This window comes from Candidatus Kerfeldbacteria bacterium, assembly GCA_016214565.1.
Lineage (GTDB): Bacteria > Patescibacteriota > Patescibacteriia > UBA10025 > JAHIVO01 > JAXDBW01.
In genome coordinates this window covers 902,695-929,649 of sequence record JACROE010000002.1, presented here as the reverse complement: position 1 = coordinate 929,649, position 26,955 = coordinate 902,695, and the positions used below count along the sequence as shown (strand labels likewise).

Annotated in this window: 30 protein-coding genes and 4 tRNA genes; 6 read left to right on the top strand and 28 right to left on the bottom strand. The window is 46.7% G+C overall.

The features are described 5' to 3' along the window. Positions 1–91 precede the first annotated feature (91 nt). The 22 genes from HZC01_04545 to rpsB form a co-directional block, all read right to left on the bottom strand. On the bottom strand, positions 92–1,243 hold the full coding sequence (locus HZC01_04545; protein MBI5037940.1) for a CapA family protein: 1,152 nt from the start codon (positions 1,241–1,243) through the stop codon (positions 92–94). Between the two features lie 96 nt (positions 1,244–1,339). After that, positions 1,340–1,843 carry a hypothetical protein gene (locus HZC01_04540; protein MBI5037939.1) on the bottom strand — a complete coding sequence of 168 codons (504 nt, stop codon included), beginning with the start codon at positions 1,841–1,843 and terminating at the stop codon, positions 1,340–1,342. A 115-nt stretch (positions 1,844–1,958) separates the two neighbouring features. After that, the gene (locus HZC01_04535) at positions 1,959–2,732 is read right to left on the bottom strand and encodes a hypothetical protein (protein ID MBI5037938.1); all 774 of its coding nucleotides are present in this window, start codon (positions 2,730–2,732) and stop codon (positions 1,959–1,961) included. After that, entirely contained in the window at positions 2,729–3,310 is a 582-nt protein-coding gene (locus tag HZC01_04530) for an RNA polymerase sigma factor (protein MBI5037937.1), read from the bottom strand. Before HZC01_04530 ends, HZC01_04535 begins: the two co-directional genes overlap by 4 nt. Positions 3,311–3,371: 61 nt before the next feature. After that, positions 3,372–3,815: a hypothetical protein gene (locus tag HZC01_04525; protein ID MBI5037936.1), complete on the bottom strand. Its 444-nt coding sequence runs from the start codon at positions 3,813–3,815 to the stop codon at positions 3,372–3,374. Then, complete coding sequence (locus tag HZC01_04520; protein ID MBI5037935.1) at positions 3,778–4,287, bottom strand: prepilin-type N-terminal cleavage/methylation domain-containing protein; 510 nt, start codon at positions 4,285–4,287, stop codon at positions 3,778–3,780. Before HZC01_04520 ends, HZC01_04525 begins: the two co-directional genes overlap by 38 nt. 8 nt (positions 4,288–4,295) lie before the next feature. After that, positions 4,296–5,696: a hypothetical protein gene (locus HZC01_04515; protein MBI5037934.1), complete on the bottom strand. Its 1,401-nt coding sequence runs from the start codon at positions 5,694–5,696 to the stop codon at positions 4,296–4,298. A gap of 1 nt (position 5,697) precedes the next feature. Then, the gene (locus tag HZC01_04510; GenBank protein ID MBI5037933.1) at positions 5,698–6,174 is read right to left on the bottom strand and encodes a prepilin-type N-terminal cleavage/methylation domain-containing protein; all 477 of its coding nucleotides are present in this window, start codon (positions 6,172–6,174) and stop codon (positions 5,698–5,700) included. Positions 6,175–6,230: 56 nt separating this feature from the next. Continuing rightward, positions 6,231–6,662, bottom strand: a complete 432-nt coding sequence (locus tag HZC01_04505) for a hypothetical protein (GenBank protein ID MBI5037932.1) — start codon at positions 6,660–6,662, stop codon at positions 6,231–6,233. A gap of 181 nt (positions 6,663–6,843) precedes the next feature. Beyond that, positions 6,844–7,434: a hypothetical protein gene (locus HZC01_04500; protein ID MBI5037931.1), complete on the bottom strand. Its 591-nt coding sequence runs from the start codon at positions 7,432–7,434 to the stop codon at positions 6,844–6,846. 21 nt (positions 7,435–7,455) lie between these two features. Beyond that, positions 7,456–8,610 carry a hypothetical protein gene (locus HZC01_04495; protein MBI5037930.1) on the bottom strand — a complete coding sequence of 385 codons (1,155 nt, stop codon included), beginning with the start codon at positions 8,608–8,610 and terminating at the stop codon, positions 7,456–7,458. Positions 8,611–8,624: 14 nt separating this feature from the next. Next, positions 8,625–9,800, bottom strand: coding sequence for a hypothetical protein (locus tag HZC01_04490; protein ID MBI5037929.1), 1,176 nt, complete (start codon positions 9,798–9,800; stop codon positions 8,625–8,627). A gap of 1 nt (position 9,801) precedes the next feature. After that, the gene (locus HZC01_04485; GenBank protein MBI5037928.1) at positions 9,802–10,134 is read right to left on the bottom strand and encodes a helix-turn-helix transcriptional regulator; all 333 of its coding nucleotides are present in this window, start codon (positions 10,132–10,134) and stop codon (positions 9,802–9,804) included. Between the two features lie 56 nt (positions 10,135–10,190). Further along, entirely contained in the window at positions 10,191–10,655 is a 465-nt protein-coding gene (locus HZC01_04480) for a flavodoxin family protein (GenBank protein ID MBI5037927.1), read from the bottom strand. A 21-nt stretch (positions 10,656–10,676) separates the two neighbouring features. Further along, positions 10,677–10,751 (bottom strand) — tRNA-Trp (locus HZC01_04475). 31 nt (positions 10,752–10,782) lie between these two features. Next, entirely contained in the window at positions 10,783–10,938 is a 156-nt protein-coding gene (gene rpmG, locus HZC01_04470; GenBank protein ID MBI5037926.1) for a 50S ribosomal protein L33, read from the bottom strand. A gap of 60 nt (positions 10,939–10,998) precedes the next feature. Next, positions 10,999–11,071: transfer RNA gene (locus HZC01_04465), tRNA-Thr, on the bottom strand. 14 nt (positions 11,072–11,085) lie between these two features. Further along, positions 11,086–11,172, bottom strand: a tRNA-Tyr gene (locus HZC01_04460). Positions 11,173–11,321: 149 nt separating this feature from the next. After that, positions 11,322–11,397 (bottom strand) — tRNA-Thr (locus tag HZC01_04455). Positions 11,398–11,440: 43 nt separating this feature from the next. Continuing rightward, the gene (locus tag HZC01_04450; GenBank protein ID MBI5037925.1) at positions 11,441–12,289 is read right to left on the bottom strand and encodes a hypothetical protein; all 849 of its coding nucleotides are present in this window, start codon (positions 12,287–12,289) and stop codon (positions 11,441–11,443) included. Between the two features lie 19 nt (positions 12,290–12,308). Continuing rightward, on the bottom strand, positions 12,309–12,896 hold the full coding sequence (locus HZC01_04445) for an elongation factor Ts (protein MBI5037924.1): 588 nt from the start codon (positions 12,894–12,896) through the stop codon (positions 12,309–12,311). A 19-nt stretch (positions 12,897–12,915) separates the two neighbouring features. Then, the gene (gene rpsB, locus HZC01_04440; protein MBI5037923.1) at positions 12,916–13,641 is read right to left on the bottom strand and encodes a 30S ribosomal protein S2; all 726 of its coding nucleotides are present in this window, start codon (positions 13,639–13,641) and stop codon (positions 12,916–12,918) included. Between the two features lie 251 nt (positions 13,642–13,892). Between rpsB and rpmE the strand changes: the two genes are divergently transcribed. From rpmE to prmC, 3 genes are all read left to right on the top strand, one after another. Next, positions 13,893–14,138: a 50S ribosomal protein L31 gene (gene rpmE, locus HZC01_04435; GenBank protein ID MBI5037922.1), complete on the top strand. Its 246-nt coding sequence runs from the start codon at positions 13,893–13,895 to the stop codon at positions 14,136–14,138. A gap of 61 nt (positions 14,139–14,199) precedes the next feature. After that, entirely contained in the window at positions 14,200–15,252 is a 1,053-nt protein-coding gene (gene prfA / locus HZC01_04430; protein ID MBI5037921.1) for a peptide chain release factor 1, read from the top strand. Beyond that, a complete protein-coding gene (gene prmC, locus HZC01_04425) occupies positions 15,249–16,103 on the top strand; it encodes a peptide chain release factor N(5)-glutamine methyltransferase (GenBank protein ID MBI5037920.1) in 855 nt (284 codons plus the stop codon). The genes prfA and prmC overlap by 4 nt, the downstream gene beginning before the upstream one ends. Before the next feature lie 3 nt (positions 16,104–16,106). Here prmC and HZC01_04420 read toward each other — a convergent pair whose 3' ends face one another. The 6 genes from HZC01_04420 to HZC01_04395 all read right to left on the bottom strand — a co-directional run bounded on the left by HZC01_04420 (position 16,107) and on the right by HZC01_04395 (position 21,631). Continuing rightward, entirely contained in the window at positions 16,107–17,285 is a 1,179-nt protein-coding gene (locus tag HZC01_04420) for a DUF3048 domain-containing protein (GenBank protein ID MBI5037919.1), read from the bottom strand. A 14-nt stretch (positions 17,286–17,299) separates the two neighbouring features. Beyond that, complete coding sequence (locus HZC01_04415; protein MBI5037918.1) at positions 17,300–18,382, bottom strand: DUF3048 domain-containing protein; 1,083 nt, start codon at positions 18,380–18,382, stop codon at positions 17,300–17,302. A 38-nt stretch (positions 18,383–18,420) separates the two neighbouring features. Next, positions 18,421–19,125, bottom strand: a complete 705-nt coding sequence (locus tag HZC01_04410) for a 50S ribosomal protein L25 (protein MBI5037917.1) — start codon at positions 19,123–19,125, stop codon at positions 18,421–18,423. A gap of 78 nt (positions 19,126–19,203) precedes the next feature. Then, the gene (locus tag HZC01_04405) at positions 19,204–19,599 is read right to left on the bottom strand and encodes a hypothetical protein (GenBank protein ID MBI5037916.1); all 396 of its coding nucleotides are present in this window, start codon (positions 19,597–19,599) and stop codon (positions 19,204–19,206) included. 59 nt (positions 19,600–19,658) lie between these two features. Beyond that, positions 19,659–20,783 carry a rod shape-determining protein RodA gene (gene rodA, locus HZC01_04400; protein ID MBI5037915.1) on the bottom strand — a complete coding sequence of 375 codons (1,125 nt, stop codon included), beginning with the start codon at positions 20,781–20,783 and terminating at the stop codon, positions 19,659–19,661. 29 nt (positions 20,784–20,812) lie between these two features. Beyond that, positions 20,813–21,631, bottom strand: coding sequence for a hypothetical protein (locus HZC01_04395; GenBank protein ID MBI5037914.1), 819 nt, complete (start codon positions 21,629–21,631; stop codon positions 20,813–20,815). 109 nt (positions 21,632–21,740) lie between these two features. Between HZC01_04395 and HZC01_04390 the strand changes: the two genes are divergently transcribed. The 3 genes from HZC01_04390 to HZC01_04380 are packed head-to-tail and all read left to right on the top strand — an operon-like array spanning position 21,741 to position 26,734. Continuing rightward, entirely contained in the window at positions 21,741–22,067 is a 327-nt protein-coding gene (locus tag HZC01_04390; protein MBI5037913.1) for a hypothetical protein, read from the top strand. A gap of 27 nt (positions 22,068–22,094) precedes the next feature. Further along, entirely contained in the window at positions 22,095–25,568 is a 3,474-nt protein-coding gene (locus HZC01_04385) for a DNA polymerase III subunit alpha (protein MBI5037912.1), read from the top strand. Further along, positions 25,565–26,734, top strand: coding sequence for a baseplate J/gp47 family protein (locus HZC01_04380; GenBank protein ID MBI5037911.1), 1,170 nt, complete (start codon positions 25,565–25,567; stop codon positions 26,732–26,734). Before HZC01_04385 ends, HZC01_04380 begins: the two co-directional genes overlap by 4 nt. Positions 26,735–26,955: the final 221 nt, after the last annotated feature.

The window sequence follows — 26,955 nt, the reverse complement described above, 5'->3', positions numbered from 1 at the left end:
GCATGTATAGCTCCTCCGTGCGGTGATAGGGTGAAATAAATATGTCTAATGTACGATTATTTAAGGAGTATATACGGTGGGGGATATTTTGTCAATAATTGCTCTCAATAGACATATCCACAACCCAATCCCCTGCGCTATCGCCTGAATACGCGATAGCCAATCGATCAAGTACTTGATGTGCAATCCGTTCATCAGTAATGATATGTGGCTGGGAGTAATTCTCTATTTGGATGGGTATCAACCTAATCTGAGTAAGTAGATCATCAACCACTGTGGTCTCCAGAGCCAAACCCTGACGAGTTTCCATTGACCACATCTGGTCAAAAATAAAATTTCCTAAACTATAAAATATGTATTTCCCCCGATATACTTCAGCAGATTGAACGACGTGTGGATGGTGCCCAATAACCATATCAGCACCGCCATCAATCGCGGCGTGGGCAAATTCAATTTGCCGAGTATTAGGCTGAACCGTATATTCACTACCGCTGTGCATCATCACGACCACCCAGTCTGAATTTTCTTTAGCCCGCGCAATATCAGCGGATACCGTCGCCGCGTCCATAAGCGCGGTACCAGCATGATCATCGCGTGCAAAATACCCGTCAGGAGCCACATCGGTGTCATTATACGCAAGCATCGCTACTGTACAATTATCACGGGTGACATACGCGGGTGCCTTCGCAGCAGATACCGTTACCCCTGCTCCACTATGGACAATCTGAGCGCGATCAAGCGCATCGATCGTATCAACAATTCCTCGCTCACCTTGATTAGGTATGTGATTATTAGCCAACCCCAGCAAATCAAACCCTGCGTCTGCTAAAGCAGGGGCCCATTCCGTATCAGCCCGAAATACCATGGCCTCTGTTGGAACAGTTACTCCTTCGGTGAGTGGTGATTCAAGATTACCAATAGCTAGATCGGCTGACGCGAGCACATTCTTCATTGCTACAAATGGATAGTCGTAGCTCAGCTGACGTTTACTGATCGACTCGACATCTCGACCAAGCATCACATCGCCAGCAAACACGATTGTAACAGTTGAGGATTTTATCTGACGAGTACCCAACCCTAGATTTTCACCGGCGCGTTCATATTCGTAGTTAAGACTAACCATACTCTCTCCCCACCATAGACTCATCAGCACTGCAAAACCGCTCAGCGTGCCAATTAATAACACATATAATAATCGCTGCCAATAACTATTAGCTTGCTGTGTAGTAAACCAAGAAACCATGCTACTAGTATACGACTGGGGAAGCACGATCGCAAACCAAACCGACGCTTGTGGGTAACCAAGCGCCAGTCTGGCATAAGGGGGGCAATGGGGGGGTTATCTGGGACCGTGCCCTAATCCTGGGCGATCAGTTGACTGCATCTGTTCTAGTCGTGCATCCATTTGTTCTTGGGTTATAGTGCCATCGTCAACCAGAGACTGTAAATGCGTTTGTGCGCGTTCGAGATGCTGCGTTTGCATGAAACTGTGCAACTGGACATGCGAAATTCCTTTTTCATCCAAAAGTTCAGCAAACGATTTACTCTCAAGCGCCGTGCGTAATTCATCAGCCGTCATTCCGAGTAATGCCGCACGTTCATCGAGCATATGCTCATCGCGGAATTCCTGCAATTCAACGTGACTAATGCCTTTTTCATCAAGTAGCTCTGGCAATGTCTGGTCATCCAGCGCAGTTTGTAGCTGATCATTCGTCATCCCGAGTAATTGCGCCGTATCTTCGGACGCCCCAGCGTGGCCGAATCCATGCGCCGCAGCGACGGTGCCGCCAACGAGGATAAATGCTGCCAAGCCGATTATCGCGCCGAAAATGTATTTCTTCATGTAGTGAGTATTAGTGGATTAGTGATTAGGGGCTAGCCTGTCGACCCTGTCACTCACTAATACGTATCTCATGAAATACTTTTTCAATTGTTTAGCGTGAGTTTCCTACCCAAAACTACTGCGGCATGACCCGAATATGATATTCCATCCCTCTGACGGGTAATTGCCCACCATTAATTCCTGGACCGAAAAATAACGGCATAATGCGCTGTGCTCCGAATATCCGCGCATCATGATCAATCGTATAGCCGACAATGCGGATATAATCCCCGGTTTGAGGATCATACTGCGGCGGCGCCAAATACTGAGTAGTAGGTCGGATAATCCATTCCTCTCCGTCCAATGAAACAATCTCAAACATGCCCACACCGCTCAACATACCAGTAATTTCTCCAGCCAACCTTCCCTGCTCCGGCTGAACCCATATTTCATATCGATCGTCAGCCATGTGCTGCATAAAGGGAATGTGTTGGTTGACAAACGCATCAACGCGTGGACCCAAACCACAACCATACAACACACCACCAAAAATAAGACTCAACCCCATACTCCCAATCACTATAAAATAAGCATGATATTTGTAGCTACCATGAGTATGCCGTACGTTATAGTATGCTATGCCAATGAAAATAATGAGCACAATCAGCCATATATACGGCATAGTATTGACGAGATGCTCTAACGGACTGCGGGGCAATGACTCAATAATTTCCCAATCATTATTAACCAAGCGGAATAAAATCACACTAAATGCAACGCTCCCGACCGTCACGGCAAATACCGAAGCGACCCAGACGATCCACCGCTGCACCAAAAATTGCCAGCGCGGTTTCGGCTGGATATGTTCCGCTTTAATAACCTCTATTATTTTTCTTGAAATTTCATTCATAATTGTATCCCCTCCTTTTTGATCAAAGTGCGCAATTGGCTTTTGGCGCGGTGCAGCAGTGTTGCTACCGTGCCTGGTGGTTTTTGCAAAATATCTGATATTTCTTGGTAATCTTTTTCTTCAATGTAGCGAAGCATGAGGACCTCAGCATAATGCGGTTCAATACGGCTCAGTAAGCGCTGGACTAAATCGGCATCAAACCGGGCATTTACGGTCGCGTGCGGATCCTGATTGTCATCGGCCACAAGCGCCAAAAATTGTTCCGCCGATTCACCGCCGACTAATTGAACACGAGCAGTTCGCTTTCGATGTTCACTAATAACCGTATTATGAGTGATACGATAAATCCATGAAGAAAATTTCATAGATTGATCAAAGTCGTTAAGGTTGCGGTATGCTTTCAAAAACACCTCCTGTAGGACGTCCTCGGCATCCTCTCGGCTAACACCAGAAATACGGCGAATATACCGGAGCAGCTGTTGCTCATACCGCTGCACAATAAAAGCGTACCAATCAGAATCTGACAGGCTTAAGCGCACCAATTCAACGTCTGATTTGGTTGCGGCTTCTGATTCCATGCGGCTAGATCAACCGAGTATTACCCATAGTATTACATACGCGCTCACGTCTGCATCTCTTTCAAAAATCAGCAACATCCCGCCACGATGTGAGCGCGACATTGGGGGTTAGCGAAGCAATTTCGACTCTTATTTTTCGAATCGTGGTATCCACGGTACCAAATGTTTCTACCGTTCGATTCGTATTACCGGTGCCAAGCACCGGCCTGATGGTGCAAGTACCATCACCCAGGGTGCGCACTTCATTGCCTGCATACGTATTAGCATCAAGTAATTGGCTGATCGCGTATTCAGCGCAAGCGTCGGCTAAATATCGAGCGCTCGTAGCTTGATCACGTTCGAGACTTGATTGAGAACCACTGATACTGATTGCCATCATGCTCGAGGCAATGGCTAAGCCAACTACACTGACAATAAGCATGCTAATCAGCACGACATACCCACGCTGATGCGACACAGGATTGAATTTAGCGAATAGTTGCACTTCCATAAAAAGTTTTTTCATACGAATACTCTTGACGCCCACTGGGATTGACCGAGCGCACCGTATAGGTGATTGAGAGTGCTCCGGGAGTCCCCGCATAACTTACGTTCGTAAATGCTACATTTGCAATTTCGACGCGATCCGAATGCAGCGCGATAGCTGGTTCGCCAGCACGTGATACGGAAAGCGTGTTACCGGTCAAACTGATCACCATTGGATCATCCGTCAGATCATACATATTGAGCGTTAGATTCACCGCAGCACCTGACGCCGGTTCAGTAATCGCATCGGCATTCCGCACTGCTTGAGTAATATATCGCATCATAAATGCTCCTTGTTGCTCGACTTCATTAATCGTTTGCTGTTTAACCCGTGCGCCCAGCATCACGTAGAGCAACGTCGACACGCCAGCAATAATGATTCCCGAGATTGCTAAGTAAATCAAAATCTCCATCAGGGTAAATCCCTTTTGCTCTGCATTGATATGATACAAAGTCTTCCTCATTGAGGTTTGAAAATGAAAAACTCCGCAGCATTATCCGGGCCGACGCCGATGGCGCGATCTTTTACTGCGTGATAATACATACCATTAATAAGTCCAGCAACCGCTGGCGGATAATCAACGCTGCTGTAGAGTACTGGAGCGGTCAGGTCGGCCAAATCAATTACTTGAAATTCAGCAGTCGCAAAGCCCGTGCCCAGGAAACCAAGACTGGCGTCATTTTTTATGGCGATCGATGGTACGGTGCCTTGCGCGTTATAGACCCCACGCTCAACCGGCGCCGTTGGAGTAGTAATGTCGATGATATGCACCAATCCATTTGTCCGTCCAATCAAAAGAATATTATTAACCGCTGCGACAGAAATAGCATCAGTAATACCCGTTAAATTCGCTGCGCCAGCAATCGTAGGTGCTGCTGGATTCGCTACATTGATAACCAGTAATTCCTGGGTATTGCTGGCTGTGGCCGCATAGGCATAGTTGCCTACCACCACTAAATCTGATATCAATGAAGCAAATTGTAGGCTGCCACTAGCAGCTGGCGCGGCGGGATTGGCAACATCCACCACATAAAATTCAGGGTCGGTACTGACGGCTCGGGACATATACGCGTGCGTACCGGCCACCGCGATCGCCTGCCCATCAGCGTTGCCGGCAGGATTAAACGTGCCAACAATCGATGGCGTCACTGGATTGCTATGGTTTATTATCACCAGCTCCTGGGTATTGCTGGCAGTGGTCACATATGAATAATTGGAACTAACGGTAATGTGAAATGGATTCCCGCTCGTATTTATGGTGCCAGCGATGGTCGGAGTGGCGGTATTAGTAATATTCATAATCTGATAATCCGCAGTTCCACCATTGCGCACAATGTATGCGTAATCACCACTCGCCTCGACATCAAGCCCATCTTGCGTATTACTTAAATCAATTGATGATTCAAGGCTTGGCACGCTCCACCCCCCGCTGATCACGCGATGCCAATTAGTTAAATCAGTGGTAAACACGATTTCACCCGGGCGAGTTCGCGTTTGATCCCAGGCAACCCTGGATTCGACTCGCATGGTATTAGCGTCAATGGCGCTCAAAGTAATTGAGCGTGAAAAAATTTCACGAGTATCGAATGTGCCCGCAAACGTCCAGTGCCCACCACTCAGCTGCAACCCGTGCACTCCAGGAATCAATTCTAAATATGCGGAATCCCGAATGCTCCGTACTGCCTCAATGCCTTCTTCGGCCAGCGCAATGGCACGCTCACGCGAACCAGCCAAAACGCTAGTACTCTGTATCGTGATATAGCCACCAACTAATACGGTGATGACAAGTGCAAAAATTCCACCGGCGATGAGAACCTCCAAAAGCGAAACGCCTTGTTGGTTTTTTAATAGTATGCGCATATTAAAAACTCACTACCCCGAGCGAATTAAGACTCACCGTCATGCTTCGACCCGTCTCCTGCATGGTAACCGAACCAATAGTCGAAGGTAGCCCGTGCATTTTACTAAATACGACTTCAGATAGCCCAGTCAATTGCACATCTGAAGAAATGGTATATACATCATCAAAAGGAACGTCTCGAGTCGCATACGAGGCGCCCCGAAAAATAACTATAGTACCGACGCTCAGGTGCACTCCCCACGATTGATCCCCTACCATATCCATGGCATGCGCTTGGGCTAATCGAAAACTGTTCGTGAGCGTTGCTGCTGCAATATCAACATCTGTTCGATTTTGAAAATTTTGATACACCGGTGCGCTAAAAATGCCAATCATTGCAATCAAGCCAATAACTACTAAAAGTTCAACCAAGGTAAAGCCAGATCGCTGATCAATCAAAGTATTTCTAACTTGTTTCACATTTAGGACTGCCTCCATAATTGCTATTATACCATAATAATCAAAATCTGGATAAAAAAAGAAGGTCGAAAGCATTACATGCTCTCGACCTTACGTTCAACCTTATGCTGCAGTTTTTGCTCAACCAAACGCATACGCGCTCGGTAAAAAAGTGGACACACGCCCATCATCCATAAATCAGAAAAAGCGATTCCGAGCAAACACTGTAGCAACAACGAATCAACAAATTTTCCAGCGAAGAATATGCACGCCGGTCGAACAAAGACCGTGTCAACGGCTTCAGAAACACCAAATTCCACTGTAAGTGCCTGAATGGTAGTCCAGACAACAGCAACGTATTTGTTCAAACCGACCAAATGATGCATTTTCTTACTGAAATGAATCAGATCTCGAATAACAAAATATCCGTAAAATCCCAGCACGTCACATAATGACGCAACATAAATAATTTTCCAGATATCCGCTGTCCAGAGACTTGCCAGCGAACCGCCGACGACACCGCTCACGAGGCACGTGATCTGTCCGCCAATGTAACGGTTAATACTGAACTTCAGATAATCTTTGATACGTTTCGTATATACTCCTTTGTAGAGAACATTTTGAATTTTTTTATTTTACCAGTATGTATATCACGAATAATCCGCTCTGTCAAGAGTGCGACTGAAAAAGGCTTGTTTTTATGAAGTATTATGCCTGCCCAAGCAGCCCTAGCTGATTTGCCATTTGCAGCATGACAGCGGCAAGTAGGATAAACCAAAGGAGTAAAAAGTCTTTGCTTAACTTCTTTGCCATATCGCCCGATGGTCGGAGCCCGTGAATAAAGGTGTATCCCTGACCGATATAATTGATGCCAAAAATAAGCGCGATCCCTCCTACAACAACGCTGATAAATTGCATGGTTTCAGGAATGTCGGTGGTCCAGGCAAAAAAACCAATAATCGGCGCAATTGATAAAAGTACGACACCAATAATTGCCATAGCGCCAACCACATAGAACAGCAATTCAGCCAACGTAATGCGGGAGCCGCGTATGATGCTAAAGACAAATAGTGACGGCAGACAAATGAGCAGAGAATCCCAGTAGACAACGAGGACTTTCCACATTCGCTCACCGACGCTTTGCCACGTGAAATCAGTCACGGATAACGCGCCAAATACAGCAATGCCTACAACGCCGACGATAAAAAATTCAAGGACGTACCGCTTCCATAGGCCTGCTTGATTTTTTGACTCAAAAACCGCTTGTTTATTTTTGAGAAGTAGTGACGTTCCGAACATATATATGTTCCTTTCCCGGCTTTAGAGCCGATTAATAGTTGATAAAATTTCTTCAAATACATTTCCGCTGTACAATCGCGAAAATGGCAAAGATTGATACACTGGGTCAAGCACTCCCACCCACGGACGAAGCATCCAGCCAAGCTGCAATAAAACCACTCCATACAGCACCATCCAAATACCAATTAACACAATAGTATGCCGCACACCCCAGGTCAGATATTGGCTGTATTGTCGAATAATACTCACCAGGTACGCGCAGCCAAATAATCCCAGTGCCCAGAGCAAAGCCGTGTCGTGTCCAAAATGAGTAATGCTGGCATACCCAATAATCGGCGCTAATGCGGCTAGGGTGATCGCGCAGACTGCAACCCACTGCAGGGCATGAACTGCTATTTCACGAACGGCAGTGGTCACTCCGAGTAATCGGGCAAAAACAACATTGGCGGCAATAGAAAGTAACAGAGAGCAGAGCAATAAAAAGGGTAATTTAATGAAAAGAAATAATATCTGATACCAGCCACTAAAACTTCCTAAAGCAATGCTAAATATTGCTGACCAAACAATAGTAATCCAAATGAGTGCCAACGCACTCCGCACAGAGGGTTCAATCGTATCACGCCTCAATAACGATTTGGTCATGTCCCAAAAAACCATTGCCGTTACTCTTTTCCAGACGCTCAGGGCAACCAGCATAAGCAGCCCCCCGCCAATCAGTGCGGCGAGGACGATCAAGCGTGTATTCACCGCTTCGGTATAGGTTACTCGCACTGGAGCAGTCGGCCACGTAATTTTGCTTTGGGCCTGAAAAATAATGATGCGAAACGATGGATGCAATGTCGTATCAAGACCCGAAATATTTATTGTACGGTCAGTCAACCGACGGGCAGTAAAGTTTGGAATGCGATGATTACTATTGTCCCACAATTCAATATACAACTGCTCCTCCCCCCAATTATCAGGGATGGTAATAGTTCCCCAGGTTTTTACTTTCCAGGTTGGCAATGTGAGCACTGCGTGATTCGTCTGATAAATCTTTTCCCCGCGAATATCAGCCGGTACTAAGGTTAAACCAATTTCGTGTGTGGACTGACCCGATGCCCGAGTCATTATCGGAAGGACCAGCAAAAAAATGATGATGACCAGAATTGTATTATACATCGTTATTCGAGGCATAAAGAGTAAAAAAATTATTCAGTAAGCCCTGCCTGCCGCTCCAGCTCATGGCGTATCTCTAGCACAGACTGCCGCGTTTCGACAAAATGATCGATCTCAGCATCACTGGCGGGACGGCTTAACATCATTTGATGCAATTTGTCGATGACCAAGGTACGCTCATACGAACGATACAGCACTTCCTTCACCCGACTCATTGAGCGATAGGCTCGAGTGTACGTATAAAAATCGATGTCCTTGAATTCGGGGTCTCGTCCGAGGATTTCTTGATACGCCTGATAAATCTCTGGCTTCCAAGAAATAATATCTATGGCCCCATAATTATTAATATCGTGAAAACTCAGTGACAGTAGTGGAATGGCGGCGAATGCAGCTGATACGACAAGTTTTCGGCCAAGCGTACTTCCTTGATTCCGCCAATACCGCCCAAGAAAATAAATACCAGAGGTAACGCCCACCAGCATAATAAAATAAATAGGCCACAGCAGTGGATTAAAAAATGCCAACTGCTGGCAATGCGCTAGTTCACCCACCAGCGGCGTGGTATCGCGCGTCAGATACAAACAAGCATCCGGCTGGATAAACCTAAATAGTTCTTTGCCGTGCAGTGCTGACCAGGTGGTAACCATGGTAAAGCCGTAGATGATCGTCTTTTTCAAAAAAACCGGCAGTCGTGACCAAAATTTCATTAGTACGGCGGCAATCAATGTACCGAGTACAATCGCGTGAAACGGTATCAAGACCTTATCAAGGTCATACACGATCGTAATAGCAATACAAACCATCAAGCCGAATACCAGCGCTGACCACAGTGCGGCTTGCGAGGCAATCCCCCAGTACTCTGATAACCACGTCACAATAATTGCAACGGCAGCAAAAATTCCAACATACAATAACCCCAAAATTACTGGCTGCATCAGCACGCCAGAAAGCGGATATTGTTTAAGCCAATACCCTAGTGAAACAATAATCCCAACGCTAAGCGCAAGTGAAACAATCAAGTTCGGCGAAAAAATTGACCGCCGTTGTCTCGTAACCTGCATTTCTGATGCAATCTCTTCGATGTTACCAAACTTCCGTTTCGCTGCTTCCGCGGCGGCATCCGGGGTCATACCTTGCTTGATTAAATCATCAGTCGCGTCAGCCAGGTGGCTTTCTAATTCTAGTTTAATATCATCTCGAACTGACATACTACATTACTTTTTTTACTGCTTCTGCAAATGCCTGCCACTCAGCGGCCTTTTCTGCCAATACTTTTTTTCCTTTGTTGGTCAGACTGTAGTATTTTCGGCGACGACCATCGACTTCTTGCCACCATGATTCAAGCAGGCCTTCAATTTCAAGTTTATGCAGCAATGGGTACAGCGTCCCTTCACCTAACGAAAAAACTTCATCACTGCGTGATTTAAGTTCTTTCACGATTAAATAACCATAAAGAGATTTTTGCTTTAATACCGAAAGCAAAAGAATCTCCAATGATCCCTTAAGTAATTCCTTATTGATCTTTCCCTGGTGGATAGACATGCCTATACCCTACCATACCTCGAAATACGAGGCAATGTCGGTTATCCACAACTAGCCTACTGAACCAACTGCGCCCCCCATGCTTTTGCACGATCGAGCTCCCCATCGGCGAGCGGTCCCTCTTTATCGGAGACAAAGAAACCTTCGGGTTTAATAATGAGTTGCCCGCCTTTTGATTCAAGATCTTTTGCAATCTTTTGCGCTGCGTATTTGACCGTACGTAAAATTAAACGATAGCCAATATTGTATTTTTCTGCATTAAACCGGGTATCGAATGCGGCTACCCTCACATCTTTGAGACTGCCGGCAGGAAGCGCGTTAATACATGCCTGGACAGCTTGCGTTGCCCGTCCTCCTTGTGTTGGCGAACCAACCACAAGGATGCCCAAAGAAGTAAAATCCTCCGGTAGCACATCCGAGGCGCGCTTCATCAAAACGTCGCCGGATAAGCCAAGCTTAATCGCCTCTGCGATTTTTTGTGTATTACCAAACTGCGAGTCAAATATAACTAGTGTTTTCATGTCAGTAAATGAAAATGATTGTGGCGGGGCCACGAGGACTCGAACCTCGATCAACGGTTTTGGAGACCGCTATTCTAGCCATTGAACTATAGCCCCTGGCAAAAAACAAAACCGCGCTCGTATCCGCCTATTTTGTTTCTTTGTGCATCGTGTGCTTTTTGCACCATTTGCAGAACTTTTTCAGTTCAATGCGATCCTTCACGTTTTTTTTATTCTTTCGTGAATGATAATTAATGCGGTGGCACTCCGTGCATTCAAATTTTATTAAATTATCCTGTGACATAGTATTTATTGCTTATGGTTATTTCAAATTGACGTATCAAATTCAGCACAATTTTGACATAGCCAGCGAAGGGATTCGAACCCCCGACCTGCTGTTTACAAAACAGCTGCTCTACCAACTGAGCTACGCTGGCTCATTGTACGGGGCTGGTGGGCGGAGTAGGGATCGAACCTACGAAGGCGCAAGGCCAGCAGATTTACAGTCTGCCCCGTTTGACCACTTCGGTATCCGCCCAGATATGATGTAAATGATACGAACAAACACCTCTTGCTGTTCCCCACCGAAATAATGTACACATTATTTCGGAAAAGCCGGCTCATTGCCGAGGGTGGAGCGAGGCGAACTTGATTCGTCGCGCGCAACCCGAGGCAATAGAGAAGGCGTGGAGCCGTTGGCCGGAATTGAACCGGCGACCTACTCCTTACCATGGAGTTGCTCTACCAACTGAGCTACAACGGCACGTCTGAGTTGGGGCACGCCGTGCTCCAAATGCACAACACTCTTATGAAAGTTCTTTCACTGCCTTCTGAAATTCCTTAACCTTTTCATTATCTGGATTTACTTCTTTTAGCTTCTTGATGTATGTTTCGGCGGTTTCCTTATGCTTAAGTGACAGAGCCGATTCAATAACTAAATCAAGAATGCGAGGACTATTTGGCTCAAGCTTAATCGCTTCAATAAATTGGAGATGCGCTTCAGCTGGTTTTTGCATTGCCTGGTATACTTCTCCAAGCTCAACGTGATAAGCTGCGACGGTTGCATTCAGCGAGACCGCAGTGCTTCCCGATTGGGCATCAGTACTAGCAGCAACTGCCGCATCTCCTGCTTCATGGAGTTTCAACAAATATTGATAAATCTCAACAGCATGCTCATAATCCTTCATCACCATATACAGCGTTCCTAAACCCTCGTACGCTTCCTCAGACTTTGCATCAATGCTAATTGCCTGTATATACCGAGCCTCAGCTTCCTTGTACTCGCCAGCTTCTTCTTTCGCAAGCGCTTCCGTAATCAGCGTACTCACTTTTCGCTCACTATCAGCATCGTCAGTGGGTTCAATTTCATGGATTTTTAATCGATAACGCTGCTCAATGTCGCGCAATGTCTGATGCAGTCGTTGAAAAACTGATGGATTCCCCTCGCTACCGCGGAAAACAGTGGGCAATTTATGAAGACGCAATTTTCTTTTTAAGCGATTCTCCATCAACCCTTTCTTTAAGCGTTCCTGCCGGTGACGAATAAGCTGCTCGGTCTTGATTGCGGCCACTACGGGAAACTTTCGTGAAACGATATACACAATCACGATAAGCGCAACAGCGATTGTGGCAATGGCAATGTAATCATCGAGCATAGGCTCGGAAGTAATTAATTTAGAGGGAAATACGAGTAAATCTCTTGACTTGGATATTTTCACCAAGTTTCGCAATCACCGCCGTCACTAAATCATTAATCGTTTTATCTTCATCCTTCACAAAAGCCTGATGGAGTAAGCACACTTCCGTGTAATACTTTTTCAATTTACCCTCAATAATTGCGTCCCACATTTTTTCCGGTTTACCTTCTTGTTTGAGCTGTGCGCGGAATATATCCTTTTCTTTTTCAATTACCTCAGCAGGAATATCCTCCGGACGAACGTATTGTGGATCCATTGCCGCAACTTGCATGGCAATGTCATGAGCAAGGTTTTGGAAATCTTCCGTTTTTGCAACAAAATCAGTTTCGCAGGCTAATAATACAAGTGCAGCTAATTTTTTATTGGCGTGAAGATATGTGCCGATCACTCCATCACGAGCGACGCGATCTTGCTTCTGTGCAGCAACTTTCTGCCCATGTTTTTTCAGATATTCTAGTGCGGCATCAATGTCGCCATTCACTTCAGTGAGCGCTTTTTTAGCGTCCATAATGCCGGCTCCGGTCATCACTCGTAATTTTTGAATTGTCGCTGTATCAATTGGCATAAGTCTTTTTTGAAAGAAACTATTTAGTCTGTGGTGCAGCTGGTGCAGCCTGCTCCTTGGCGCGACGAGCAACTCCTTCTTGGACAGCTTGCGCCACGGCATTAGTCAGCATGGATATTGATTTGCTCGCGTCATCATTGCCGGGGATCGCATAGTCAACTAAATCCGGATTAGCATTAGTATCGACGATTGCAACGATTGGGATTTTGCGCTTGCGTGCTTCACGAACAGCCGTACGTTCTTTTTTGAGATCAATGATAAATACTGCGTCAGGCAATTTTTCCAATCCCTCAATGCCACCAACTGATTTCTCCAGATTGGCTATTTCTTCCTCTTTCTTCAAGCGTTCGCGTTTTGTATACTTTTCAAGTTCCCCTGTATCGCGTTGTCGTCGAAGGTCTTTCAATCGGTGTACAAGACTCAAAATGTTTTCAAAATTTGTTAATGTACCGCCGATCCAGCGTTCGGTTACTGCTGGCATGCCAGAAACTTCCGCTGCCTTTTTTACGATGGCGGTGGCTTGGCGCTTGGTCGTCACGAATAATATGGTGCCGCCTCGGGCTGCCAAGTCTGACACAAATGTCATGGCCAACGACAATTGAGCCGCGGTTTTTTCCAGGTCAATGATATGAACGCCACCCCGCGTCGTAAAGATGAAGGGTTTCATTTTGGGATGCCAATTCTTGGCCTGGTGACCGAAGTGCACCCCGCTCTTGAGCATATCGAGCAATGCTTGCTGTTCCATATGGATGTTCCTTATTTATTCCTCTGTTTTCGTCAACCGAGTACGACGTAACCCCTTTATTTTCCGGGGCAAGGTGCCGTAATCGTCAGAAAACATGTGTGATTAGTAAATATTAAAAAACCTAATAAAACAAGGCTTTTTAATGTGCCTCTGATTCTACCACAATCCTGTGAGAATGCAAGACGCTCCCCTCCCAGAACTTGCCCCCTTGCCAAAAAAACAGCACTTTGCTACACTAGGAGCCACATTATATGCAAAAAGATATCCATCCTGAATATTTTGCCGATGCCACCGTCACCTGTGCCTGTGGCAACACCTTCACGACTGGCTCCACGGTCAAAGAAATCCACGTGGAAATTTGTTCGGTATGTCATCCTTTCTATACCGGCAAGCAGAAATTGATGGATGACCGCGGTCGCGTCGAGCGTTATCAGCGTCTCGTGTCAAAAAAAACCACAAAACCAGCAGCTCGAAAGAAAATTAAAGCGGAAAAGTAGCTGAATAACCCCCTCCCCGTCACATGTTGGCACGGGGTTTTTTGCATTGTACCCATTCGCTATGGATAAACACATCGAACAGCTGCAAGCGCGCTACGACGAACTTGAACGGGATTTACAAAATCCCGATACGTTTGCTGATACTCAAAAACTTCAAAAATTAACTAAGGAATTTAATGACATCAGCGAAACGCTCAGTCATGCCAAGGAATTAAAGAAAGTACAAGCCACCCATCGGGAGCTTGAGCAAACACTGGCCGAAGAAACGGACGACGAGATTAAACAAATTGCCCTCGAAGAGCTAGAAGTCGTTAAACAAAAAGAAGCCGATATACTCCATACGCTCGACGCCATCCTTCATCCCGCTGATCCATTGGACAAAAAAGACATCATCGTCGAAATTCGCGCCGGAACTGGTGGCGATGAAGCTGGCCTTTTTGCCGCAGAACTATTCCGCATGTACCAGCGCTACGCGGAGCGCCAGGGTTGGCACGCCCATCTCATTTCCATGAACAAAACCGGCATCGGTGGCATCAAAGAAGTAATTTTTGAAATAAACGGTTCAAACGTGTACAGCAATCTAAAATTTGAAAGCGGCGTACATCGAGTACAGCGGGTTCCGGAAACAGAAAAAAATGGCCGGGTGCACACATCAGCTGCCACCGTGGTTGTTATGCCCGAAGCCGATGAGGTTGATATCGAACTTAAGCCTGAAGAATTAGACATCGAGGCAACGACATCATCTGGCCACGGAGGTCAGTCAGTTAACACTACCTACTCCGCCATTCGCATTGTTCATAAACCAACTGGCTTAACGGTAATCTGCCAAGATGAACGCTCGCAAAAACAAAACAAAGAAAAGGCGCTCCAAGTGCTTCGGTCACGTTTGCTTGCCGCGCAGCAGGAAAAAGCCCGCAAGGAAAAATCCGACGCACGCAAGTCCCAAATCGGTACCGGCGACCGTTCAGAAAAAATTCGCACCTATAATTTCCCCCAAGACAGAATTACTGATCACCGCATTAAACGCAATTTTTCGAATATACCGGTGATTCTCGATGGAAATCTTGAAGCAATTGTAACGGCCTTACAATCAGCGGCTCAAGCAAACGCATGACAATCCAGCGCGCGCTGCTTAATGCAATCACCACCCTACGGCCGGTTTCAACGTCAGCCAATCTGGATGCTGAAGTGCTTTTGGCGTTCGTATTGCATAAATCGAAAACCTGGCTACTGACTAACCCAAATCATACGATAACATCAGCTCAGGCCGCCCGATTTCGGTCACTGATTCAACAACGAAAAAAAGGAATGCCGGTTGCCTATCTGATTGGCCATAAAGAATTTTATGGACTTGATTTTGTTGTTACAAAAAGTGTGCTTGTCCCGCGACCGGAAACCGAGTTGCTCGTGGAATCCGTTATTCATCAAGCTCGTGAGTTGGAGAAGAAAATAGGGGCTGCCAAACTCCGCATTGCCGATATTGGCACCGGCTCGGGCTGCATTGCCATTAGCCTTGCAAAATACCTACCTCAATCTGAAATATTTGCTTCTGACATATCTGAGACTGCCCTGAACATTGCACGGAAAAATGCTACAACGCATAAACTGATGTCGCGCATCACGCTTCTTCACGGCAATCTTTTTTCGCCATACGCTCGTGTAACCAAACGAAAGCCGCTGGACATCATCGTGGCCAACCTCCCCTACCTGCACAAAGAAGAGTTAGCGAATGTAAAGCATGAACCTCGCACAGCGCTGTATGGTGGCAAAATGGGTATTGAGGTGATTGATCGTCTGCTCTCCCGTGCCACGCATTATCTAGCACCACATGGCGCAATCCTCCTCGAAATCGCTCCAGCCCAAGCCGGTGCTATCGAATATGCTGCCAAGCAACAGTTCCCAGGTAAAACAATACAAATAATCCAGGATCTCAGCAAACGAGATCGAGTTATTGGTATTGTTTAAGTTTTACTCGTATGTCACTCCCTGCGTCTTCGTCACCACATGCACCCAGGTTGTGCCACGGTTCAATTCTATTTCAGCCCCCGACTCATCGTAAAATCGTGTCCGCTCACGATTGGCGTCCTTGCGCCACGTAGCTTTGATCATCTGCCCATCACGCGCTACCCAAGCATCTCCGGTGCCACCCACAAACATATCAATGCGTCCTTTACCGCCATTGAGAACTGGCTCTTCCACGAGTTGAACAATCACATTGTCTACGGCTATTTGTTCATTCGTATTCGCGTCCACGTGCGGTTGGTTTGCATTAAATCGCAGATATTGGTTTCGCTCTTGGTTGTAGGTAAAATCAACCTCATAGGTAGTGCCGTAGGAAAAATTGAATGTCAAAGTTTTCCCATCGGCTCCCCGATCTGCCGGCAGCGCTCCATCTTTAAATTTCCACGGCAAAAATTCAGCATGCTGCAAATCAAGCTCAAGCGTATCAAGAGCGCTGACCATCTTCTCCGATGACGTCACTAAATTGTGTGGCGCGGGTCGATTGGAATCACGCCAATAATACTTTGCACCACGACTAGTTAATGCATCAAAATCGCGAACACCTTGCTCGCGGATAACCTGCAGCGCGTGCGGACTGCCGCCCGCATGCCCATAAAGTACATCATATTCTAGTGCCCATTCGAGAAAGTATGCACGAGACGATCGAACGGGCATAATGGTAGGTACAGACGTGCGGGGGTCAAAAACAGCCATAAACCGGGTGGCTCCGCCTTCAACCAGTGTTTCATATACGACTGATGCTGCACTCAGACCGCTCTGCGGCCGAACGGATAGCAGGTTTTCAATCATAATCGAGTACGGCACTAAGTTTGATTGCGCAGATTCTACTAAAACGCCATCAAGCAAGCGAGGGACTAATCCCGCGTCACCGTCATCATTGGTATCAGCGGCTTCCCCGATGCCCAGCGTCGTCGTGATGCCAATGCCTGACCATTCTCGGACATACTGCCAGGCGTCAGCTATTTGCACGCCAAATAACCACCAGACGCCAATCGTCGCTCCAATAAAAATTCCTACAGCCACCATCCATGGCCTCTGTTTCATTGGCCATGGCGATTGCTCTTTTTTTTGAACTGACTTTTCTTCTGGCTGGCTTTTTTTTAGTTTTTGTTTTTGTTCTGGCATGAGCTTCCTCAAAATTAATTATACGTTACTTCCCGATCAGTCGGAACCACTTCTATCCAAGTCGAACCTGCATTCAGTTTAATTTCAGCTCCTGTCGCGTCATAGAAATAAGTGCGCCCATCGCGTTTTTCCTTTTTCCATGTGCCGGTGACGGCTGACCCATCGCGAAACACGATCGCCTCACCTTCACCGATGGTATCCATGTCGAGACGCTGTTCATCGGCTAAACTAGTTTTTACTTTCATGACAATGACATTCCGAGGTCGGATCGGCGAACCGTCTGCATCCAGATGCGCTTCACCAGCCATAAAACGGACGTAGTCATTTTGCTCCCAATCATAGGTATACTCCACCGAATAGCTAAACGATGAAAAATTGATACTGATAGTCTTTGTTTCTGTTGGTTGAGCATCAGGCGCATTGTCATCTTTGAATTTCCAGGTATCATAATCTCCCTCAGCATCCGCCTCGAGGTCACGCAACGCAAAAGCTAACTTCTCCCCATCAGTGTACAATGTGTGCTCAGAGGCAACGTTCCGCGAGTAATCTCTGAAAAAGTACTGAGCATTGTAAAATTGGTTGAGATCAAATACATCCTCACTCTGAATGTCAGCAATTGCCTTAGGGCTGCCGCCGGCATGGACGAATAAGGCACCGTATTCAAGCACCCAATCGATAAAATAAGGTCGCGCTGACCGCACCGGCCCTATCTTGGCCGGCGAATCACCGGTAAATATCGCCAAAAATCGGGTAATACCACCCTCAGCTAATGCTTCATACACCACTTGGGCATAAGCCAGGCCTGATTGCGGACGAGCCACTGTCAGATTCTCAATAATCACTGCCAAGGGAAATCGATTAGCGTCCGCCGGATCGACGTATACACCGTCACTAGCACGGCGTACCAAGGTTGATCCATCATCATTGGCATTGTTTGCATTATTAAGCGCCGTATCGGGATTAAATTTGAAAATGAAAATACCCAAACCAGCCGCTACAACAATAACTGCGGCAATCGAAATATACAGCCACTTCTTATTTTTGCGCTTACCCCAGACAAGATTATTTTGCGTTTCCTTGGATGGTGCGGTTGGCATATACCCTCCTTGTCAGTGCGCCCAATTGAGCGCACAAATTATTTATCTTGTGCTTTTTCAGCAGCTGGCGCTGCGCCTTCTTCAGGCGCTGCTTCAGCCTCTGCTTTCTCTTTCTCGCCCACCTTTTCCACTTCAGTAACCGGCACACCAGCAGGTGTTTCTTCCAGCGCCTTCAATTCCTCTTCAGAGCGAGGTTCTTGGACACGAGCGACCATAGTATCTGTTTGACCAACCACGGTGACACCGGTAGGTAACGGTATGTCGCTCACACGAATAACATCATCAAAACTATTCAAATTTGAAATATCAATATCGATGTGCTGGACAAGATGCTGCGGTAAACATTCAATAGTCACTGTCGTAAGCGCCTTCATCAATACACCGCCCAATTCTTTGACAGCCTTTGAAGTGCCAATGAAATGTAATTCCACATCAGCGGTCGTCTTCTGAGCCATATCCACTTCATAAAAATCAACATGCAAAGGCTTCCCAGTCACTGGATCATGCTGGATTTCGTGGACTAGCACTTTCAGCGGAGCGCCTTCACCAACGGACAAATCAATTAAACCGCTCTTTCCCGCCTTCCGATACGCAACTTCAAAATCCGTAGCGGTGAGACTCAGATTTGTTGATTTCCGTTTTGAACCATACACAACCGCAGGGACAGTGCCATCGCGGCGCAAGGCTTTTACACGGGCACCAATAATCGTACGAGGCTGAGATTTGAGCGAAATTGATTCCATACAATGAAGATTTCAGAAAATTGATAAATGCCTGGGTAGACCAGGAGGTACTATCACCGCCTTTTTAATGAAGAATTCCTAAGGATTTCTAGAAAAAGGCCTCGGTAACGGTATCGGGGGCTCTGTAGCAAAGATACTATCAAGAAAGCTCGGGGATTGCAAGAGCTCCGCTATCTCAAGTACGTCATCGACGCTGACTGGCTGATTTGTAGAAAAATGAAGTACATCGCGCTCAGTCAGATCAGTCACCAGACCAACGGAACCGATACCATATTCGTGATTGAGTAGCAAGAGAACCATCCCCGTCCGGCAACGCGTACACTGAGCATGGAGTAACTGAATTTGACCCAACTGATTCAGTACGCTGATACGTTTCGGGATAAATGGTTCGGCACACAATTGACAAGTAGGCATCAGCTGCACCGCTCGCTGACGAGGATCATGATGTTCCTGTGAAAATGAGGCGCTGCTCATTGTCCAATTGATTATCTATACAAAATCTATGTATAGTATATCAAAAAAATAGCAAATCGTCAATCCGCTCGCGTACTCGTTGCGCCAGTATTATGTATCTGGACGCTCTGTGCCAAACCGATCAATAGCAAACTAACAACTAACGAGCTACCTCCATAGCTTACTAACGGCAAGGGAACCCCGGCTATGGGAAGCAAACCTATATTCATTCCAATGTTCATCAGCGCTTGAAACATAAAATATATCACCGTGCCCATAATCATAAAAAGTCCAAAATCATCCCGGGCACGCCGAGCAATCCGAATCAATCGATACACCAGAGCTACGCAAAGACCCAGAATCAAACTAGCACCGACAAAACCCAATTGCTCGGCAATTACTGCGTAAATGAAATCTGTTTCCTGAACCGGCAAAAAATTCAAGCGGCTCTGCGGTCCCAGCGCTAATCCCCTGCCTAAAAAATTGCCGGAACCAACTGCAATAATGGATTGCTTAATATTATACCCGCTGCCGTACGGATCGCGATCGGGATCAATAAACGTAAGAATGCGCTCCTTCTGATAATCACGTAGCACAAACTGCCACCCTACTACCATTATGATCAAAAGGAACACCCCAATCCATGCTAAATACCGTCGTGGCATTTTAACAATGACGAGCAAGCCTAATACCGTAGCCGCAATAATAAAGGATGAACCAAAATCAGGCTGAGCGAGAACCAGCCCAATCAAGACGCCAATCAAGCCCACCAGATACAGCAACTTACGCGCCGATGCTATCTCCCCGCGCCAATCGTACAGCAATTTACCAAGCAAAATAATAACAAATACTTTGATAAGCTCAACAGGTTGAAAGCCCAAATCGCCGTACAGCATAAACCAACCTTTGGTACCACGAATCGTAGTGCCGAATAGCAATACGCCCAGCAGCAACATGATAGAAGCGCCGTACAGAACCCAGGTCCACCCACGCAAGCGACGATAATCAATGACACTGAAAGCAATCATCAAGAGGCAACCCGCAATGGCGAAAATTGATTGGCGAATAACCAACGTATAGGTCGGTTGATCGGCGGTGACTTCGACGCTATAAATTCCTACGATACCGAGAGCAACCAAAAAAATTACCACTAGGTATAGTGGCCAATCAGCTTTTTTTAATGCATAAATTATTGAACGAAGCATAGCAGTTTCCCGCGTCGTCGGTGCTGACCTTAGATAATATTATCAGCATTAAGTAAATTTAAATCCGTCTCTACCTGCACTCCCGTAACCGAACCTGTTACCGTGGACCATTTCACCGTTATCGTCTCACTGGTATCGAACATAAATTGCTTTACGTAGGCATAGTTCACACCTACGATGTTCTCACCATTAAATAGAAGAACGATAAATGGCACTTCAAAAAAATTGGTATACGAATTATTGGTTACGGTCGCTTGGACTTGGTGACTGACCACAGTCGCATCCGTCAGTGTCGAATACGCCACATCGGTAATGGCGAAATCTAATGTAGGTAATTTCTCCCGATGGTCGACTCGATACCAATTTACGGCGACCAGGGAAAATTGGGCAGACGAACCGCCGCCAGTAGGGCCGCTCGCACCCAAGGCAACTAAATATGACCGACTGTCCGGATTGACCACATCAGTGTATGGATCGCTGGCAATTCCTCCCACGGTCACTGAATACGTCACCTCGGCAAACCAATCCTGATTCGGGTTAGTTACCGGTGCGACTACGTCATATCGCCCACCAGACCCGGCAATAGCATACGTTGAGGACAGCTGGAGAGCCTGCGGTGTGGACTGCTGGCGCACCGTAACAAAATCAACCGGCGACTGGGCAATTTCGCTAATCAACCGCTGCTGACGAGGAATGCCAATAGTGTACAAAACGATATTAGTAATGGAAAACACTACAAAAAATACCGCCACGGCCAACATGACGATGACATACCACTTGCGCAAATCATCCTTATGGGACAACGAATAATACGATATTTTCAACCAAATTGTATCAATATCAAACATATACGTGCCTATAGTGTACCACAGCTGATGCTTCCCGGGGAACCCTTGCTCCAAAGGGTGCTGATTGGTATACTAATGGGGTAATTATCATATTAGTTGTACAAAGCCTATGTTTGAAACAAGTCGGGATGTATTGAATTGGGTACTCGCAATCAGTGTTGCGCTGATCTCAGTATTTTTGGTTTGGGGTCTCTTTTATGTGGTAATGCTTCTCAAGCGCGGCTACGCCATGGTCCGCGAAATCAGCGATATTATCATCAGCATCAAAGAAAAATTAGATCGAATTGAACAATTATTCAATCTCGTCGAAGAAAAACTAAAAAACTCAGCTTCGTATCTTCCCCTCGTCTTCAAAGGTATCAGCGAAATTCTCGAATTTGTCAAAAACAAGCGCGCCAAGCGTGCCGCAAAAAAATCAAATTCCCAAAATTCGTAATTGAGTTTATTGTCGGATCACCCACGTATGTCGGACTTCATTCACCTCCATGTCCATAGCCATTATAGTCTCTTAGATGGCTTATCCAAGGTGGATGAACTTATTGCCAAAGCCAAAGAATTCAAAATGCCGGCGCTCGCCCTGACTGACCACGGTGTCATGCATGGCGCAATTGAATTTTATCAAGCGGCCACCAAAGCCGGCATCAAACCCATCATCGGGGTTGAGGCATACGTGGCACGCAATGGTCACACCCAAAAACGAGCCCGGATCGACGAACGTCCGTATCATTTGGTATTGCTGGCAAAAAATTTACAGGGATATAAAAATTTAGTTCGCCTAACCACCATCGCCCACCTCGAAGGGTATTACTACAAACCTCGCATCGATCTCGCCTTGCTTGAACAATACCACGAGGGTATCATCGGACTCAGTGCCTGCCTACAGGGCATGATCGCCCAGCCTATTATTGCGGGAGATATAGCACAAGCCGAGCGACACGCTCGTGAATTGGAGCGGATTTTAGGTAAAGGTAATTTCTTCCTTGAAGTCCAGGATAACCCTTCGATTGAATTGCAAAAAGAGGTTAACGAAAAAATATTCGACCTGAGCGCACAATTAGATATTCCGGTAGTCGCCACCAACGATGTGCATTACACAAATCGCGAAGATGACCAATACCAGGATATACTGCTCTGCATCCAGACAAAGAAAAAACAAGGCGACCCTGACCGCATGACCATGATGGGCGAGGACTTTTCATTTTGCTCAGGTGACCAGATGGTTGCCGCTTTCTCCGACCACCCAGAAGTTATTAGCAATACTAAAAAAATAGCAGACCTGTGCAATCTCAAACTCCCCTTGGGAGAAGTCCAGCTCCCCTATTTCTCGGTGCCCGAAGGAAAAACGCCAAATTCGTACTTGCGCGAATTATGCCTCGAGGGAATACCGAAGCGCTATCCGAACCGAATCAATGACGCAGAAGTATTAGACCGCCTTGAATATGAACTCAATGTCATTGAAAAAACGGGATTTGCTTCATACTTTCTGATTGTTCAGGATTTCGTCAACTGGGCAAAGCAGAACGGTATCGTAGTTGGCCCTGGCCGCGGATCTGCCGCTGGCAGTATTGTCGCCTATCTGACCAATATCACCAATATAGATCCGCTGAAATACGATTTGCTTTTCGAACGGTTTCTTAATCCCGAGCGTATTTCCATGCCAGATATTGATTTGGATTTTGCTGATGCACGCCGGGATGAAGTCATCCGGTACGTCGAGAAAAAATACGGCAAGGACCATGTTTCACAAATAATCACCTTCGGTACCATGGCGGCTCGGGCTGCCGTTCGCGATGCTGGACGCGTACTTGATATTCCATACAGCTACTGCGACAAAATTGCGAAACTTATTCCAATGTTTTCCACCATTGATCAGGCTCTTGAACAAGTGCCGGAATTCAAAGAGCTGTACACGCAGGATCCAGATGCACAGAAAGTAATCAGCGCCGCACGCAAACTGGAAGGCGTCGCTCGCCATGCTTCCACCCACGCCTGTGGTGTCGTCATTACCAAAGAAGCACTCGACAACTATGTACCGGTCCAATACCCGCCCAATCAAGCTGAAGAAGCGATTATTACCCAGTATGACTTATACGCCGTGGAAGCGCTTGGCCTGCTCAAGATGGATTTTCTTGGGCTGAAGAACCTAACTATCCTGGAGAACACGATTGATATTATCCGCAAAGCGCGTGGCCAAGAGATGTCCATCGACAGCCTGCCCCTGGAAGATAAGGTGACTTTCAAAATTTTGCAGCGCGGTGAAACCACCGGTGTTTTTCAGTTGGAATCTGCGGGCATGAAGCGCTATTTAAAGCAGCTCAAGCCGACTGAATTTGAGGATATCATTGCCATGGTGGCGCTCTACCGACCGGGACCGATGGAACTCATTCCCGACTTCATTGATGGCAAGCACGGACGGAAACAACTCACGTATTTGCATCCGAAACTGCAACCGATTCTAGAAAAAACATACGGTATCGCGGTCTACCAGGAACAAGTAATGCAAATCGCCCGCGACTTAGCCGGCTTCACACTAGCTGAAGCTGACGTCTTGCGCAAAGCCGTGGGTAAAAAGATCAAAGCCTTACTTGATGAACAGCGCGACAAGATGATCCAGGGCATGATCAAAAATGAAATTCCCCGTTCTACCGCCGAACATATCTGGCAATTTATTGAGCCGTTTGCCCGCTATGGTTTCAATCGCGCTCACGCCGCCTGCTATGCCCTGATCGCCTATCAAACAGCTTATTTTAAGGCGCATTACCCCGATGAATTTATGGCTTCCCTGCTGACCTCCGACTATGGCGACGTGGATCGAATTGCTATTGAAGTCGAGGAATGCGAACGCATGGGTATTAAAGTGCTGCCACCCGACATCAATGAAAGCTATTCGACATTTACTGCGGTGTTTGACCCAAAAACAAAAAAACCGGAAAAGAAAATCCGCTTTGGTTTACTGGCAATAAAAAACGTTGGATTTAATGTAGTCAAAACAATTATTAAAGAGCGTAAGGATAATGGTAATTACCGCAACCTCGAAGATTTCTTGACTCGTGTGCAAACGAAAGATTTAAATAAAAAATCTCTTGAAAGTCTCATTAAATCAGGGGCGCTTGGTTCGTTTGGCGAACAAAATCAACTCTTGCACAATCTGGAATCGCTGTTGCTGATGGCACGCTCCGCTGAATCCGAAGCAAACAACAGCCAAATAAATTTATTTGGTACGCTCCCTACGCAACACGCTCCCCAACTGCGTCTCAAGCCAACCCCGGCGGCCACGAAGCAACAACGTCTCGCCTGGGAAAAAGAATTGCTTGGATTGTACATTTCCGAGCACCCGCTGGCTGAATATACTGACCAGATCAAGGCTCAGGCCACACCGATCAATGAAGCACTGGCAACCCGCAATAAACGAATCACCGTGGCTGGAGTTATTACCAGTATCCAAAAGAAAATCACCCGCGCCAACCAAGCCATGCTTTTCGCTAAGCTCGAAGACATGTCTGGCCGCATCGAAGTACTGGTATTTCCCTCCGTACTGCAAGCGCGGCCAGCACTCTGGGTCGAGGATGCCCGCGTACTCGTTTCCGGGAAAATTTCTGATAAGGATGGAGTGCCAAAAATGCTGGCTGACGAAGCGCGTACACTGGAGCTGGTCGAGCACTCTCCCGTGCTTGGCACATCTCATATCGCCGCGACACCCGACGCTACTGGTGGTATAATTTATTTGACCATCCCCCCCACCACTAGCCGAGAGGCATTTGAAGCACTCAAGCTGACGTTTGGAAATTTCCCAGGCTCGTATCACATTCATCTGCGAATGACCGTGAATAATCAACCGAAAAAAATTGTCACCAGCGCCCGCGTCAGCAAAGACGCCATTGCTCCGATTAGCGAATTAATCGGCGCGGAAAATATAATAGTGACCGAACAACAATGACCAAAAAGCATTATTTCCAAGGCGTAAAAACCGGAGCTAGTTATCGGCGGCTGCTCATGGGTTTCACGGCGGCCGTTGCCATCATTCTAGGATTAATCGTGTATTTTTCTTTTTCAAAAACTGAAATCCGCGTGACCCTTAATCCTGTCCCGGAAACTAACACGCTGTCTGTCAATGTCGCCCCCGCCGATCAGGTGCCAACTTTCAGTTCTCCGGCTGTCCCAGGCAGTGTTATTTCTCGTGAATACGAAAAATCGGCCTCGATCGTCCTGGAGGGCGAGGGCACCGAACAACCCGCCCAAGCCACGGGTACTGTCACGATTTATAATAACTGGTCAGATACGCAAGTGCTGGCAGCCACCACCCGCCTACTTACCCCGGACGGCGTCCTTTTCCGCATCAAAGAGCGCGTGGACATCCCCGCCGGAGAGTCAGTCGAAAACGTAGCAGTGTATGCCGACCAAGCCGGACCCCAGGGAAATATTAAGCCAACACGCTTCATCATCCCAGGCTTGTGGGAAGGACTACAAGATGATATCTACGCCGAGAGCACGGAAACTATGACCGGCGGCTTGCGCACCGTGCGCATCCTCACTCAACAAGATGTGGCAAATGCTCGCGATGATGTTCTCAATGACATAAAAAATGACGCCATTGCCGAACTCGGCGGTGATTCTGCCGCCGTGGGAACTGGCATGACTATCAGTCCTGATGCCATCGATGTCACAGCACTAGAAACACTAAGTACGCCTGAAGCAGGAGAGGAAGCCAGCACCTTCACTGTAACCGTCAGTGCGCGAGTTGTCATCGTCGCCTATGACCAAACACGGCTGACGGAATTGCTACAAACTAATTTTGAAAGCGAACTAACGGCCGAGGTCCGTGTCGCACCAGATGCAGCACCAGAAATTACGATGAGCGTCAAATCATATGACCTTGAAAAAAAGGTTGCTAACCTTACCGCAAGTTTTTCTCAACATGTCATCCCCCGCTTGGATAATCCGATTTTTGATCGGGAAAAATTGATCAATAAAGATGAGCAAGAAATTCGAGAATACTTTTCCCATTTTGACGAGGTACAATCAGTCTCGGTCCGCTTTTCTCCATTCTGGGTGCGTCAATCCCCTGGCTTGACCGATCATATCGCGGTAACTATTGAAGAGTAATTTTCTTGACACCGGTGCCGTTAGCGCGGTACTCTAATACTGGTGTTGATTGGAATATGGAGTGACTACCAACCACTCGAGAAGCAGCGCTTCTATCCTGCGGATACGCGGGACTAAACCAATAACACCTTAAACGAAGTTGTCTGCCTATGGGCAGGAATTTGGGTGGAACCGTCCACATATCAATTGGACCCCAAAACGTCATACGTTTTGGGAATTTT